Consider the following 13,889-nt stretch of genomic DNA (forward strand, 5'->3'; position numbering starts at 1 on the left):
CATGACCACAGCCCCCGTCAAGCCGCCGTCGCCCCCGGCGCAGGACGCGCCGCAGCGGACCCGGTGGGGTCTGTGGGCGCAGGGCAACTTCCGCCGGCTCTGGATCGGTGAGACGACCAGCGGCCTCGGGACCGCCGTCGGCAACGTGGCGCTCGCCCTGGTGGCCGTGGTCACCCTGGAGGCCTCGCCGTTCATGGTCGGAGTACTGACGGCCTCCGCCTGGGTGCCCTGGCTCTTCCTCGGTCTGCTGGCCGGTGCCTGGGTGGACCGCTGGCCCCGGCTGAAGGTGATGCTGGTCTGCGACCTGCTGCTGCTGATGCTGTTCGGCAGCGTCCCGGTGGCCGGCTGGCTGGGCCTGCTGACCATGGCCCAGCTCGTGGTGGTGGCCCTGCTGGCCGGCGCGGTCAAGGTGTTCCTGTCCACCGCGAACAGCGCCGTCCTCCCGGCGCTGGTCGCCAAGGAGGACCTGCTGGAGGCCAACGTCAAGCTCCGCTCCGGGGACGCGGCCGCGGAGATCGCCGGGCCGGGCCTGGCGGGCCTGATCTCACAGGCGTTCGGCGCCGTCACCGGCCTCCTCGTCGACGCCCTCACCTACCTGGTGGCCGCGCTGTGCGTGAGCCGGATCCGGGCCGAGGAGAAGCCGCCGCCGGTCTCCGAACGGCGCGGGATCCTGCGGGAGATCAAGGAAGGCGTCCGCTTCCTCGTGCACGACCCGTACCTGCGGACGCTGGCCTGCTTCGCGGCGGTGGGCAACCTCGGGCTCAACGGCATCCAGGCCGTGCAGACGATCTTCCTGGTGCGCAGTGTCGGGGTGAGCCCCGGCGGCATCGGCATGGTCTTCGCGGTGGTCTCGGTCGGCGGGCTCGCCGGGGCCGCGCTCGCCGGGCGGATCGCCCGCCGCTTCGGCACGGCACGCGGGCTGCTCCTCTGCGAGCTGGTGGGAGCCCCCTTCATCCTGCTGCTGCCGATGGCCGGCGAGCGGCTCCCGCTGGCCGTGAGCGCGGTGGCCTGGTCCGTCGCCGTCTGCGGGGTGATCGCCGGGAACGTCATCGCGGGCAGCTTCTACCAGGCGTACTGCCCGCCCGAGATGATCGGCCGGATCCGCGCCAGCGCCTCCACCGTCAACTTCAGCGCCATCCCCGTGGGCGCCCTGCTCGGCGGATGGCTCGGCGGGATGCTCGGCGCCCGCACCACCCTCTGGATCATGGCGTGCGTGCTGCTCTCGGCCGGCGCCGTCCTCCTCGCCAGCCCGCTGCGCCGCCTGCGGAGCTTCCCCGAACGCCCCGCCACGCCCTGACCGGACCGGATCCTCCGGCGTCCCGTCCCGTCCCGTCCCGCCCCGTCCTCCTCTCCTCTCCTCTCCTCTCCTCTCCTTCCTTTCCGTCCTTCCTTCCGGAGCCCGTCGTGACCCGCACCGCCCGCCCCCGCCGCCTGCTGATGTGCCGCCCGACCCACTTCGAGGTCGGCTACGCGATCAACCCCTGGATGGATCCGGCCAAGCCGGTGGACACCGCTCTCGCCGTCGCCCAGTGGGAGCGGCTGTACGAGCTGTACACCGGGCTCGGTCACCGCGTCGACCTGATCGACCCGCTGCCCGGCCTGCCCGACATGGTCTTCGCGGCCAACGGCGCCACCGTCGTCGACGGCCGGGTGCTCGGCGCCCGCTTCCGTGACGCCGAACGCGCCGCCGAGGGCCCCGCCTACCTGGAGTGGTTCCGGTCCCGCGGCTTCACCACCCACGACCCGGTCCACGTCAACGAGGGCGAGGGGGACCTGCTGCTGACCGGCAGCCACCTGCTGGCCGGCCGCGGGTTCCGCACGGTCTCGGCGGGTCACGCCGAGGCGCAGGAGTTCCTCGGCCGTCCGGTCGTCGGCCTGGACCTCGTCGACCCGCGGTTCTACCACCTCGACACCGCGCTCGGCGTGCTCGACCACGACCAGGTCGTCTACTACCCCGGCGCGTTCTCGGCGGGCAGCCGGGCGGTGCTGCGGCGGCTCTTCCCCGACGCGGTGCTGGTGGAGGAGGCGGACGCGGAGGTCTTCGGGCTCAACCTGATGAGCGACGGCCTGAACGTGGTGCTGCCGGAGGCGGCGACCGGGGTCGCCGCCCGGCTCGCCGAACGCGGCTTCCGGCCGGTCGGGATCGACCTCTCCGAGCTCTTCAAGGGCGGCGGCAGCGTGAAGTGCTGCACCCTGGAGATCCGCGGGGCCTCCTGAGGAACCGCCCGCCCGCCCGGCGCCGCGCCCCGGGCCCGTCCCGCACCCCGGATTGATGTGCGGTGACCCCGTCGACGCCCGATCAACGTCCCCGGCCGCTATGCGGTGCTCGGACGTCGATCGGGCGTTGAACGCGCCTTGCCATGCTCCTCCCATCAGCCCGGAGAGCACTCCGGGAAGTCCCCGAAAACCCCTTCCCGCCAGGGAAGACGTCCCAGGGAGCAGTCATGGCGAAGCACGCGAACAACACCGTTGCCACCCGGATCTGCCTGGCCGTGGCGGGTCTCGGCCTCGGCTCGCTGATCGCCCTGGGCGCGGCCGGCGCCGCGATGGCCGACGGCACCACCGGGGCCGGGCAGGGCGGCGGGACCGTGGGCACCCAGGCCACCGTGCCGACCCCGACCCCCACCCCGTCCGACGACAAGGACTGGAACAGCACCGGCTCCTGACCCGCCCTCGCAGCGGTCCGGCAGCCGGCGCGTCCCGCCGCGCCCCACGCCCTCAGGCCTCGAACCCGCACCGCCCGGCCGGCGCCGCCGCCGGCTGCGCCAGCAGCCCGGCCACCTCGGCGGCCTCCGGCAGCCCCAGGCGGCGGAAGATCTCGTACGCCTGCCGCAGCCGGGCCTCCGCCTCCTCCTCGCGCCCGAGGTCCGCCAGCGCGCGGCCCAGCACCACCAGCGCCTGCGCCTGGTCCCGTTCCGCCCCCAGCTCCTCGCACAGCGCCAGCGCCTGCCCGGCGTGGTCGAGGGCCTCGTCCGCCCGGCCGAGGGAACGCAGGCTGTCCGCCAGCCGGTAGCGCGCGTGAGCGGCCCGGTCCCGCAGCCCGGCCCCGGTCGCCACCGTCAGGCACTCCCGGAACCAGGTGACCGCCTCCGCGTGCCGTCCGAGCCCGTGCAGGGCCAGCCCCAGCACGTACACGGTGTACGCCCGCCCGGGATCGTCCTGCCGGGTCCGCAGCTCGGCGAGGACCCCGTGGCAGATCTCCACCGCCTCCTCCGCCCGCCCGCTGCGCACCCGCGCCAGCGCGGCGTTGACCGTGGTCACCAGCGCGCCCGAACGGTGCCCGAGCGCGTTGGCCAGCAGCAGCGCCTCGTCGTAGTGGTCCACGGCCTCGTCGTAGCGGCTGAGGAACTGGCAGATCAGCCCGAGGTCGTTGAGCGCCTGACGCAGGATCACCGTGTCGTCCGCGGCCCTCGCCGCGTCGACCGCCTGACGCGACGCCGCCTCCGCGGCGTCGAGCCGGGTCGCGGCCAGCGCGACGTTCCCGCGCAGGAAGTGCGCCCGCCCGGCGGCCCGCAGGTCGCCCTGGCGCACCGCCACCTCGGCCAACGCGTCGGCGGTCGCGGCGAGCTGCCGGCTCGGCGGGGTGAGCACGAACGGCGTCAGCGCGATCAGCAGGTCGATCGCGGCCCGCAGGGCCGTCCCGCGCTCCCGGTCCGGTCCCGCCGCCGCGCCGTCCGTGCGCGCACAGGCCTCCGCGGCGACCTGGGCCGCCAGTGCCACCGCACCCGCCCGCTCGGCCGCCGTCCACTCCCGCGCCGCGTCCCACCCGTCCAGCGGCACACCGGCGGAGCGGGCCGGGCCCAGTGCGCCCGCCGCGGGATCCCCCGGCACGGCGTGCTGGAAGGCCGCGCAGGCCGTGGCCAGCAGGTGGTCCAGCAGCCGGTCCCGGGCAGCCTCCGCCTCGCCGGCCGCCACACCGTCCCCCGCCGCCGCGGAGGGGCCGGCCGCGCCGTCCGCCACCGGGCGACGCCGGGCGAAGGCGCGCAGCAGGTCGTGGTAGCGGTACCGGCCCGGGAACGGCGACTCCACCATCGCCACGTCCACCAGGGCCTCCAGCAGGTCCTCCGCGTCGTACTCGTCGAGGTCGAGCAGCGCGGCGGCCGCGGGCAGCCCGATGTCCGGACCGTCCACGGAGGCGACCAGCCGGAAGGCCCGGGCCTGGTCCGCGGTGAGCTGGCGGTAGCTCAGCCCGAAGGCGGCCGCCACCTCCAGGTCGCCGATGCGCAGCTCGTCGATCCGCCGCCGCTCCACCTGGAGGCGGCGGCTGAGGGTCTCCACCGTCCAGCCGGGCCGGGCCGCGAGCCGGGCGGCCACGATCCGCACCGCCAGCGGCAGGTGCCCGCAGGCCACCACCAGCTCCCGGGCGGCCTCCGGTTCGGCGGCCAGCCGGTCCGCGCCGATGGTGCGGCCGAGCAGGTCCAGCGCCTCGGACGGCTGGAAGACGTCCAGGTCGACCCGTACGGTGGCCGGCAGTCCGGCGGGCCGGGTCCGCCCGGTGGTGAGGACCGCGCAGCCGAACGCCCCCGGGAGCAGCGGGCGGATCTGCGCCGCGTCCTTGGCGTTGTCGAGCACGACCAGCAGCCGCCGGCCGTCCACCACGGACCGGAACAGCGCCGAGCGCGCGTCCAGCCCGTCCGGCACCGCGTCCCCGGGCACCCCGAGCGCCACCAGGAAGCCGCTGAGCACCGCCTCGGGGTCGGCCGGCACCGGGTCGGATCCGCGCAGGTCCACGTACAACTGCCCGTCCGGGTAGGTCTCCCGGACGCGGTGGGCGACGTGCAGTGCCAGGGCCGTCTTCCCGACCCCGCCCATGCCGACCACGGTGGCGATCACCAGCGCCTGCGCCGAGCGGGTGCCGAGTGCCTCGTGCAGGACCCGTACGGGCGCCGTACGGCCGGTGAAGTCGGCCGCGTCGGGCGGGAGCTGGGCCGGTCTCGGCGGGGCGGGCGCGGGTCTGGAGGACTCGCGCCCCTCACCCTCCGGCCGTTCCGGCGCGGCGGCGCGCGGCGGGGACCCGTCCCCGCGGTCGTCGGCGGACGGGGCGGGAGCGGTGTCCCGGCCCGCGGCGGGCGGCCGGTCGCCGCCCTGCGGCGCCGACGGCCCCGGACCGGGCTCCGGCCGCCCACCGTCCGCCGCCGCGCCCGTCACGGGCGCCGGGGGCGCGGCCAGCGCCGGGTCGCTCTCCAGGATCCGCCGGTGCAACTGCTCCAGTTCCGTGCCGGGCGGAACGCCCAGTTCGGCGAGGAACAGCTGCCGCACCCCGCGGTACACCGCGAGCGCGTCGGCCTGCCGTCCCGCCTGGTACAGGGCGTGCATCAGCAGCCCGTACGCCCGCTCGTGCAGCGGGTGTTCGGTGGTGAGCGCGGTCAGCTCCGGGATGCAGCGCGAATGCCGGCCGAGGGTCAGGTCCAGCCCGATCCGCTCCTCCAGCAGGGTCAGCCGCAGTTCCTCCAGCCGCTGCCGGTGCCGCTCCGCGAAGGGGCCGGGGATCCCGGCCAGCGGCTCGCCCTGCCACAGCGCCAGCGCCTGGTTCAGCAGGTCGCGGGCGCGCTGCGGGTCGGTACGGGCGAGCCGTTCCGCCTCCGAGGCCAGCGCTTCCGCCCGGGCGGAGTCCACGGCGAGCTTCGGCAGCACCAGCCGGTAGCCGTCGCCCATCGACACGAGCACGCTCGACGGTGACTTCTCGGCCGCGCCGCCCTCCGCGCCCTTCGCTCCGGCGTCGAGCACCTTGCGCCAACGCCAGGCGTAGGTGCGCACGGTGGTCATGGCCGCGCCCGGCGGCTCCTCACCCCACAGCGCGGCGATGAGATCGGTCGCACTCGCCGCGTACCCCGGCCTGAGCAGCAGGACCGCAAGCATCGCCTGCTGCTGCGGACTACCGATCTTGAGCGCCTCGGCGCCCCGGTGAGCCTGCATCAGACCGAGTAACGAGAAACGGAGATCGCCCAAGTCCTGCCCCCAGCCCCCAGAACAAGTGCCCGCCCCGTTCGCGCACATGTCTAAATTTGTGTCACCTTTTAACCACAGCGTCGCACTCCGTGTCGAGAGTCTGTTGAGCCTGTGGTGATCAGGCGTTGAACCCCGCCGTACAGAATCGCCGTGCCGCGGGCACGCCGGACACGGTCCGGTGCCGCCAGCCCGCCCCCTCGGCCGCCGTGGCGCCGGGCCCGACCATACCTTCGGAGGCGGACGCGTGAACACCGCACTGCTGTACCGGCTGCTCGACGTCGACCCGGCCGCCGGCCCGGCCGAGCTGCTCCACCGCTCCCGGGCGGGCCGCCACCTGCCGCACCTCGTGCTCTCGTCCCTGGTCCGGGACGGCGTGCGGATGGGCGGAGCGGCCCGCGCCGAACTCCGCCGGGCCGGCGACCGGGCCGCCCGCTACGCCCGCCTCGCCGCCGGCCTGGGCTGCTGTACGGGCGTCCGCGCCATCGGCAGCCTCCCGCTGGCCGGTCACTACCCGGACGGACTGCTGCGCCCGATCGGCACCCTCGACCTCGTCGCCCCCGACGAGGCGGCCCTGTGGCAGGCGGTGGTCCGCCTCGTCACCGACCACCCCGTCGAGCACATCGAGGTCACCCTGCTCGGCGACCGCCCGCACCACACCGCCGTCACCGTCCACTGGCCGGCCGAGGACCCGCTCGCCGACCCCTGGTACCGGGTCCGCCTCACCACCGCCGCGCTCCCCGGCGACGGCCGGGCCGTGCCCGTCCGCCCCTACCTGGTCGCCGAAGAGCCCGTCGAATGCCTGCTCGCCCTCGCCGAGTCCCACCTCCGCCGGCCCGCACTGCCCCCCGCGCCGCTCACCGTCCTCGACGTCGCGGCCCTCACCCGCAGCTCCTTCGAGCCCTCCGACACCGCCGCCGTCCTCGCCGCCTACCGGCTGGCCCCCGAGGCCGCCGTCCTCCTCGACCAGGCCGCGGCGCACCTCCCGCTCGGCCCCCTGGCCCCCGTACGGGCCGCCCTCGCACCGGAACTGGCCGCCGAACACCGGCGTCGCTCCGAGGCCGCCGCCTCCCCGCGAGGCCTCACCTCCCGCCAGGGCACCCTGCTGCGCCGCACGGTGATCCGGCACACCTGGGACACCGCCCGGCTGCTCAGCACCGCGCCGGGCACCGACCTGCTCCTGACCCCCGTCGCGGACTACCTCCTCACCCCGGCCCCGGTCACCCCCACCACCCGCACCGCCGCCCTCGACGCCCTGCGCCGCTGGGACACCCCGTGCTGAAACGGAACGCGGGGACGGGTGCGGCCGGGGGCGCGCCCCGCCCCCACCCGGTCAGCGCGGACGGGCCGGTACCGGCGGCGCCGCGGGCACGCCGGGCACGGAGCGCCGTCCCGGTCCGCGGGGTGCGGCCGACGGCACCCGGGTCAGATCGGTGCTGATCACCGCGGCCGCGCGCCGCACGGCATCCCCCACCGGGGCGATCTGCCGGGCGTCCAGGGCAGTCACGGCCACCGCCGCCACCACCTGCCCGGACGCCGAGGACACCGGCGCCGCCACACAGGACAGACCGGGCACGCACTGCCCGAACTGGAACGCCGGGCCCTGCGAGCCGACCCGGGCCACCTCCTTCGCCCACTCCGCCTCCGCCCAGCCCGCGGGCGGGCGCGTCCCCGGCGCGGACGCGGTGAGGACCAGCTCGGCGGCGCTCCCGGGCGGCAGGACCGTCCCCGGACGCCATGCGAAGACCTCCTCCACCCCGCTGCGGGTGCCGGCCACCACGATCGTGTGCCCGGCCTCCGGCACGGACAGGATGACGGTCAGCCCCCCGCTCGCGGTCGCGAGTTCCCGCAGCGCCCGCGCCGAGGCGGCCCGCAGCACCCGCGCCGGATGCCGGGCCTGGCCCAGCCGGAAGGTCCGCGGCCCGAGCCGGTAGCGCCCCGCATCGCTCTGCACCGCTCCGAGTTCGACCAGCTGGCCGAGGAGCCGGTGTGCCGTGGCCTTCGGCAGTTCCGCGTCGGCCGCCAGCCGTGTGAGCCCCATCTCGTCCCCGTGCGCCAGCACTTCCATCAGCGCGAACGCGCCCGCCAGTACACCCCGCCCCTCAGTGCCGGATCTGGCCATGAGCGGATCCCCCTCTCGTGCGGGCGGCATCGGTCGGACGCCCCCGCAACTCCCCGTTCGTCCCGGCCCCTCAGCGCAAACGGTGTTGCCGTCTTCCGCTTCCTCCGGTCCGTTGAACGGACCCGATCATTGCTCGTGCGACACGAACGCGCCAGGGTGTTGGCATCCAGGGACGAACGCACCGGCTCCGCACCAGGGGCCGGTACACCCGTCCGCCAGGAACGAGTCACGGAGGTTCCGATGAGCGCGATCAAGACCGGTGCCAAGCAGTTCAAGTACGTCATGGGCGCCATGACGGCCGTCTTCTTCGGTTCTTGTTCTGCCAGCTGACGAAGACCCGGGGGTGGGGACGGCGCGCCGTCCCCACCCCCTCCCTTTCACCCCCAGGGAGGCACGAGTGCTGGAGACCGGTGTCCGCCAGGTCCGGGTCGCGATGTCCATGGTCTTCGGCCGCAGGCTGAACGTCCGCGCCGTGGAGAAGCTGGTCGCCGACGCCCTCGCCACACTGGAGGAGTTCGGCTCCCTCGGCGACGACGTCGACGAACTCGCCGACGGCCCGTTCGCCGACCCCGACGAACGCCGCGACCTGCAGAACCGCGCCCTCCAGCGGACGGTGACCCGGCTCGCCCGGCGCTCCCCCTTCTACCGGGAGCGGCTCGCCGGGATCGACCTCGACGGGCTCACCACCGAGACGCTCACGCGGATCCCGGTCACCCGCAAGGCAGACCTGCTGGAGCGGCCCGACGACTTCCTGTGCGGGACGCCCTACCTGGCCACCCAGACCACCGGCACCACCGGCCGGCCCGTGCGGATCTGGCTCTCCCGCTACGAGATGGAACTCTGGCCGGCCCTGATCGCCCTGTCCGTCGTCCTGCGAGGGGACATCCGCCCCGGCGACCGGATGCAGATCAACCTCAGCTCCCGTGCGACGGCCGCCGTGCAGGAGGACGTCGAGGTCTGCCGGCTGGTCAACGCCTCCTGCCACGTCGTGGGCCAGATCCCGCCCGAGGAGTCCGTCGACCACCTGCTCGGCCGCCGCGGCACCGCCCGCCCCACCCTCCTCACCGGCAACCCCAGCTATCTGGCCCGGATGCTCACCGCCGCCCGCGAACGCGGACTCGGCCCGGACGACTTCGCGCTGCGGTCCGTCTACGCCGGCGGGGAGATCGTCTCACCGGCCTTCGCACGCGCCCTGCGCGAGACCTTCGGCGCCACGACCGTCGGCGACAACTTCGGCATGACGGAACTGCTGCCGGTCGGCGGCCGCACGTGCAGCCGCCGCCACCTCCACATCGACCCCAACATGGGCTACACCGAGGTCCTCGACCTGGATACCGGCGAACCGGCGGCCCCCGGACGGCTCGGAGAGCTGACCGTCACCCCCTACTACCCCTACCGCGAGTGCATGCCGGTCCTGCGCTACAACACCGGGGACGTGGTCCGCACCCTGGACGGCGAACCGGACTGCGAACTGGCGGCCGTGCCCGCCGTCTCGCAGATCCTCGGCAAGGCCGGCACGCTCCTGCGCACCGCCGACGCCGTCGTCACCCCGCGCGAGATCGTCGAGGCCCTCGACGGCACCCCCGGCATGTCCTGGCCGCTCCGCCACCGGGCGGCGGTCGGGGCCGACGGCCGGCTCCACGTCGAGGTCGCCTCCCGCACCGCCACCGCCGCCGGGGTCACCGCCCTGCTGAAGGCCTCGGACATCGACGCCCGCGTCACGGTCCTGCCGCTGGACGACGCCGAGGCCGCCGCCCGCTTCCCCCTCCGCTGCGACCTGCTGGAGCACACCTTCACCCGGAGCCACGCATGACGGTCTTCTTCCAGCTCGCGGTCACCGCCGCCCTGGCGCTCGCGGTCGTCACCGGCACGATCGCCTACTTCCGGGCCGTGCGCACGGCCCGCCCGCCCGTGGGCGTCTTCAACGGCAGGGACATCTTCCTGATGATGGGCTTCGTCCTGGCCCTGCCCTACGTCTACCTGGCCCTGCCCGGCGCGGTCCTCCCGGCCGTGCTCGCCCTGGTCTTCGCCGGCGGACTGTCCGTCGGCTACCAGCCGGTCATCGGCGACGGCCGGCTGCGCTGGGCGCTGATCACCGCCCTGATCGCCTCCGTCCTCGCCGCCCACCTGGCCTTCGGCGAGACCGCCCCGCCGTACTGGATCGCCAACAGCTGCGTCGTCGGGCTGGTCGTGGTCTCCGCGACCAACCTCAACGTGCAGGGCGGCATGAAGCTGGCCAACGTCGCCCGGTTCCTGCTCGCGCTCGCCGCGTACGACGCCTTCTTCGCCTGGGTCGTACCGCTGACCCAGCAACTCGCCGACGCCGTCCAGGGCTACCCGTACGCCCCCGCCGCCGGCCTGCGCATCGGCGAGGACCTGGGCGCCGTGGTCGGCATGGGTGACCTGCTCGCCTACGCCCTGTTCACCACCACCGCCTACAAGGCCTACGGCCGGGCGGGACTGCGCACCGGCATCGCGCTGGTGCTCCTCTTCGGCGCGCTCGCCCCGGTGGGCGCCCTGCACCTGGTCGGCGCGCTCACCGGCGAGGTTCCCGCCCTCGTCCCCGCCCAGGTCTTCTTCGGCCCCGCGGCCTTCGTCGGCTACCGCCTGCTGCGCCGCCGCGGCCCCGAACGCCGCATGCGCGACCTCACCTTCCCCACCGACCGCACCCCCGCTCCCACGGCCACCCCACGAGAAGCCCCGACCCCGACTCCGGCCGGGACTTCCTAGTACTGCAACGGTGTTAGCCGTGACTGATGCCCGGTCGTGGGCGGTGAACTGAAGGCTGCGCATGAGCGGTTTATGCACCGTTTCTCCAGGTCGGAGCCGCGGGAGTCGGCTTGCCTCTATGCGGGGGCTGATCGCTCGGCCGGAGTCCAGCGCCAGTAATCGGGCCGATCGGTGTGCTTCCACCGCCCATGAAGGCGTACACGGACAGGCTGGTGCTGCTGGTGGAGCAGAGCTGGGAGGACCTGGGCGCTGTGGACATCGCCGGCCCTGCCCGAAGACGACCGACGTACCTCACGCTGGACGCGCCTCCTCCGGAAGCGCGCCAAGGCTGGCGCCGAGTAAGCCGCTTGGAGCCCTCCGCCTTTCGTCAGAGCGACTGGAGCCAGGCGAGCAGCCAGGCGATCAGTGTGGCGCCCGCGGCACCGGCGGCGCCCAGCAGCGCCTGGAGCAGCAGTCGGCGCACCAGCCGGTTGAACCGTTGCCGCCGGTGCGGGGGGCACGGTGCGGCGGGTTGCGGTGACTTGCGTTCTCCGGCGCCGTCGTCGAGCCGTTCCATGTGTCTGTGTCTCCTGCCTGGACAGGGCTCCTTCGAGCCGCTCGTTCCATCTTGAGCGAGCCGGGACTTCGGACAGCGACGTTGGGTGTTGCCGGTGCAGACGGCACCCCCGCGCCAGGGACTGGGGTGTTGCCGTCCGCAGCGGCAACACGTACAGCGGCCGCAGTTGGGGCGCAGCCGGGATACTGGACGTTCGATCGGATCGGCAGCGTCTGCGGCGAGGTTGTTGAACATGGAGCGCACGGCACAACCAGCTCGTCTGTCACCTCTGAAGGAAGGCATTCCGCCCGAGAAGCGGGTCTTCGCCGAGGACCTCCGCGGCGTGTTCCTCGCACTGGGCGTCAGCGTCCGCCGTTATGCGGCACGCCGGCACATGGACCCCAGCACCGTCACCCGCTATCTGGGTGGAGAGCGCGTCCCCCCGTGGGACTTCGTTGCCGGGGTGCTTGCCGATCTGCGCGAGGCGGACTTGCCGGTCACGTTCGAAGCCGAGACGGGTCTGCGCTCCCTGCACGGGGAGGCGCTGAAGTGTCACCGCAGCGACAGCGAGAAACAGACTCTGCAGGATCGGCTGGCCGAGGCGGATGAAGAGACCCGCCGCATACGGACCCGCCAGCGTGCCCTGGAAGAAGCGCTGATGGACCGCACCCAGCGCCTGGCCGAGGCCCACGGGCGCTGCCGACAGCTCCAAGTGGACCTTGAAGGCCAGCGACTCGCCCGCCGGAGCGACCTCGAGCTGTGGCAGGGGGAGTTCGACGAGCTCGAGGACGAGTGCCGCGATCTCGAACAGCAGGTGGGCTACCTCCGGGAGGCACTGGCCGTCGCCCGCGCGGAACTGATCGCTGCCGAGGAGCAGTGCCATCACCTGGAAACCCAGTTGGAACAGGCCCAGGACCTGGAGGCGCAGCCCGTCGGCCGGATCTCGTTGATGGCCCTACTGGAAGAGACCGACCGCAGCGCCTCGGTAGCCGAATTGATCACGGTCGTCGCCGATCTCGAATCACGGACCCAGCGGGCGATGGCGAGCGAACTGGTGGCCTCGGTCAGCCGTTCCCGGGAGGTCCAGGAGGTCGCCGTGCTCCTGGCGGGCCTGCAGAGCGCCGGCTTGCACGCACACGCCGAGGCCGCCCTGCCCGCCCTGGTCATGACGCGTTCGGTGGAGGAAACCTGCGCGCTGATCGTGAGCCTGCACCACGCGGGCCTGGAAGAACACCTGGTCCAGCTCCTTCGTGCCTCGGTGCAGCTGCACACCTCGCGCGACATAGCCGTACTCGTCCGCAGTCTGCACGCGAGCGGCTTATGGGAGCAGGCCGCTACGCTCCTCGGCGCCGCCTGCGCCACCCGGCCGCTGCCCGACGTGGTGCCCATGCTCACCTGGCTGGCCGGCACAGGGCTGGACGGGACGGTCGTCTCCGCCATAGACGCGGTCGCCGTCGAACGCACGGTGCACGACATCGTGACCCTGAGCTGCTCCCTGACGGAGGCGGGGATGCACCCCGTCAAGAGCGTGCTGCACACCGCGGCGGCGACCCGTCGGTCCGCGTACGACGTGGCCGCCCTTGCGGAGGCCCTCTCGCGTGCAGGGTTGCACGGCGATGCCGAGACCGTGTTCAGCGCGACGCAGAACCAGACGATCGAGCATCTGCTGGCTCTCGTCTCGGCGCTGCAGGCCATGGACAAGCACCACGTCGCGACCGCCGTCATCAACCACGCCATCGCCTCCCGTCCAACGGCCGACACCCAGGTACTGATCACGGACATGCACGCCATGGGCCGTCACCAGCAGGCTTCGGAAGCACTCATCACCGCCTTGCAGAGCGTGCCTCCCGCGGACCTCTCGCAGCTCTTGTACGGCTTGGACCGCACCCACCCCGGCGCGACGGTCCTGCTGGAAAGGGCGGCCCGGACCGCCGGCTACAAGGAAGCCGCAGCAGTGGTCGCCGGTCTGGAGAGGAACGGGCTGACGGAGCACGCACGGACTGTCTTCACGTGCACCGTTCGTGGCCGGCCCACCGGACATGCGGCCTGGTTCCTGATCCACCTGAACCAGGCCGGGTCCGCTTTCACCGGCAGCCCCTTTCTCTTGGCCCAGGCGCAGAGCGGTCCGCCCGCAGCAATGGCACCGCTTGTGCTCGCCCTGGGAGCTGCGGGGCTGCACGCGGAGCTGACGTGCCTGCTGCAAGCGCTGGTTCACCGGGATGCGGAGGAGATCGTGCTTCTCCTCAAGCAGTTGGAACGGCTCGGTGGCGCCAACGGCCCGGAGCGCGAGGCCGTGGGCAACCGCATCATGACCACGACTGCGGCGGCCAGGCAGGTGCCCTTTCAGGTCGTACTGGTGTTGGCGCTGGAGGCGGCCGGGCTCTCCGGCAACGCGGCCGCGCTGGTTTCGGCAGCCACCGCAAGTAAGGGCCGGAGCTTCACCGATGCCTTGCGCAAGGAACGCTTCAAGCATCACCAGAGAGTGCTCTCCCGCGCGTTCTGGCGGGACACGGAGCCCCGCGTCGAATGAACCAGCGGGCCCGCGCAGCAGCGCAC

10 protein-coding genes are annotated in these 13,889 nt (G+C 73.7%); 7 read left to right on the top strand and 3 right to left on the bottom strand.

Features of this window, described 5'->3' with window-relative positions; genetic code table 11:
- Position 1: 1 nt before the first annotated feature.
- The 3 genes from ACPU2J_RS28435 to ACPU2J_RS28445 all read left to right on the top strand — a co-directional run bounded on the left by ACPU2J_RS28435 (position 2) and on the right by ACPU2J_RS28445 (position 2,666).
- Positions 2–1,297: an MFS transporter gene (locus ACPU2J_RS28435; protein ID WP_420079017.1), complete on the top strand. Its 1,296-nt coding sequence runs from the start codon at positions 2–4 to the stop codon at positions 1,295–1,297.
- 107 nt (positions 1,298–1,404) lie between these two features.
- On the top strand, positions 1,405–2,217 hold the full coding sequence (ddaH, locus tag ACPU2J_RS28440; RefSeq protein ID WP_399309712.1) for a dimethylargininase: 813 nt from the start codon (positions 1,405–1,407) through the stop codon (positions 2,215–2,217).
- Between the two features lie 227 nt (positions 2,218–2,444).
- Positions 2,445–2,666 (top strand): hypothetical protein, encoded by a 222-nt coding sequence (locus tag ACPU2J_RS28445; protein ID WP_361593214.1) that lies wholly within the window; start codon positions 2,445–2,447, stop codon positions 2,664–2,666.
- Positions 2,667–2,718: 52 nt separating this feature from the next.
- Here the strand turns inward: ACPU2J_RS28445 and ACPU2J_RS28450 are convergent, their stop codons facing one another.
- On the bottom strand, positions 2,719–5,916 hold the full coding sequence (locus ACPU2J_RS28450) for an AfsR/SARP family transcriptional regulator (protein ID WP_420079015.1): 3,198 nt from the start codon (positions 5,914–5,916) through the stop codon (positions 2,719–2,721).
- Positions 5,917–6,193: 277 nt separating this feature from the next.
- On the opposite strand from ACPU2J_RS28450, the gene ACPU2J_RS28455 reads away from it, so the two are divergent.
- Positions 6,194–7,228 carry a hypothetical protein gene (locus ACPU2J_RS28455; protein WP_420079014.1) on the top strand — a complete coding sequence of 345 codons (1,035 nt, stop codon included), beginning with the start codon at positions 6,194–6,196 and terminating at the stop codon, positions 7,226–7,228.
- 51 nt (positions 7,229–7,279) lie between these two features.
- On the opposite strand, the gene ACPU2J_RS28460 is transcribed toward ACPU2J_RS28455, so the two are convergent.
- Entirely contained in the window at positions 7,280–8,068 is a 789-nt protein-coding gene (locus tag ACPU2J_RS28460; protein WP_423834287.1) for an IclR family transcriptional regulator, read from the bottom strand.
- Positions 8,069–8,465: 397 nt separating this feature from the next.
- Here ACPU2J_RS28460 and ACPU2J_RS28465 point away from each other — a divergent pair, with 397 nt between their 5' ends.
- Together ACPU2J_RS28465 and ACPU2J_RS28470 are read left to right on the top strand one after the other, a co-directional pair.
- On the top strand, positions 8,466–9,881 hold the full coding sequence (locus ACPU2J_RS28465) for a phenylacetate--CoA ligase family protein (protein WP_399816845.1): 1,416 nt from the start codon (positions 8,466–8,468) through the stop codon (positions 9,879–9,881).
- Positions 9,878–10,798: a hypothetical protein gene (locus tag ACPU2J_RS28470; RefSeq protein WP_423834288.1), complete on the top strand. Its 921-nt coding sequence runs from the start codon at positions 9,878–9,880 to the stop codon at positions 10,796–10,798. Before ACPU2J_RS28465 ends, ACPU2J_RS28470 begins: the two co-directional genes overlap by 4 nt.
- A 367-nt stretch (positions 10,799–11,165) precedes the next feature.
- On the opposite strand, the gene ACPU2J_RS28475 is transcribed toward ACPU2J_RS28470, so the two are convergent.
- The gene (locus ACPU2J_RS28475) at positions 11,166–11,354 is read right to left on the bottom strand and encodes a hypothetical protein (protein ID WP_399816841.1); all 189 of its coding nucleotides are present in this window, start codon (positions 11,352–11,354) and stop codon (positions 11,166–11,168) included.
- A gap of 232 nt (positions 11,355–11,586) precedes the next feature.
- Here ACPU2J_RS28475 and ACPU2J_RS28480 point away from each other — a divergent pair, with 232 nt between their 5' ends.
- Complete coding sequence (locus tag ACPU2J_RS28480; RefSeq protein ID WP_423834289.1) at positions 11,587–13,863, top strand: hypothetical protein; 2,277 nt, start codon at positions 11,587–11,589, stop codon at positions 13,861–13,863.
- The last annotated feature ends 26 nt before the right edge of the window (positions 13,864–13,889 follow it).

Source organism: Streptomyces manipurensis (assembly GCF_049570255.1).
GTDB classification, from domain to species: domain Bacteria; phylum Actinomycetota; class Actinomycetes; order Streptomycetales; family Streptomycetaceae; genus Streptomyces; species Streptomyces manipurensis.